General features: G+C 66.8%; 1 protein-coding gene and 1 pseudogene. One reads left to right on the top strand and one right to left on the bottom strand.

Annotated features, from left to right (window positions below; translation table 11 throughout):
• Positions 1 to 459, bottom strand: a pseudogene (locus U9980_RS03695) (hypothetical protein); the annotation flags it as partial.
• 188 nt (positions 460 to 647) lie between these two features.
• Between U9980_RS03695 and U9980_RS03690 the strand changes: the two are divergent.
• A partial coding sequence (locus U9980_RS03690; protein WP_322766675.1) for a hypothetical protein occupies positions 648 to 1,093 on the top strand: 446 nt, incomplete at its 3' end.

Genomic DNA, 1,093 nt, shown 5'->3' with positions numbered 1-1,093 from the left:
CCGTAGCTGTCGTGGCAGGTCGTTTTCGGGTGCGGAGTGTGGGAGTGCGATGCCGCCTGTGGTGACCGGATGCCGCGGCGTCCCGCCGGTGAGGCTGGCCTCGACAGCGAGCCCCGCGGTACCGGCGGAGGCCGTCACCGGCCGACATACGAGCACGACTGCCTGGCCGTTGGACAAACGCACCTCCACAGCGGCCCGGCGCGCGGCGGAAATGAGGTCCGTCGCCTTTTCCCGCAGGATTTGTTCGTCCTGCTTGTTCATCCTGAGGTTGGCGGCGGCACGAAGGACGACCTCGGCTGGTGCTTGAACGCACGGGTCACCTGCTACCGCCACAATGGACGTGCGGGTGCGCCGCCCGTTCTGGAGGAATGTCCGGAGGAGGGCGCGTTCCCGTTCCGTGCACTGTTCCAGCATCTGCCGCTCGATGGCGTCGGCGGCTTCACGGACCAGGGTCGCCATCGCCGGATCAGCGGCAGAGCGCAGGCAGGTGAGATCGATGACGCCTTCGATCCGGCCGCTGATCGGATCGCGTATCGGCGCGCCCGCGCAGACATACGGGTGTAGACGGGCGGCGAAGTGTTCGACGCTCGAACATAGGAGGGGCCACGTTCCACGAGCGCGGTGCCGATCCCGTTGGTACCGACGACGTGTTCGGCGTAGCTGAAACCGGGGGCGAGGTACAATCCGTCCAGATTTCGGGTCAACGTGCGTCCACTTGCGCGACGTTGGAGAACCGTGGCCTCACTGTCCGCAAGAATTGCGACCACTCCGGTACCCGCGAGGCTGACTTCCAGTCGATCGAGGACGGGCGCGGCCGCCCGGGCGATGCGTTCGTCCGGATCGAGATCGGACCGGTAGGAAGGCGCGAGACGGTCCGGGGTGAGCCCGACCGACTCGCAGCGTCGCCACGAACTCAAGATCGGAACGCGGACGCTTCCCCCGGCCGGTTCGCCTGTCGCGAGATGCTCCCGGGCGCGTTCGAGCGCGCCGGCGTCCTCAACGGCGTTTGTCATCGGGCACTTCTCCTCGCGCAAGATCGAGTGGTGTCCTCTCTGGTCATCGGCGTGGTGTTCATTCTCATCGTCTCTTCCGG

The organism is Protofrankia sp. Cr1 (assembly GCF_963555865.1).
Taxonomy (GTDB): Bacteria; Actinomycetota; Actinomycetes; order Frankiales; family Frankiaceae; genus Protofrankia.
Note: the sequence above shows the minus strand (reverse complement) of the source record. Positions and strands in the feature narration are given on the sequence as shown.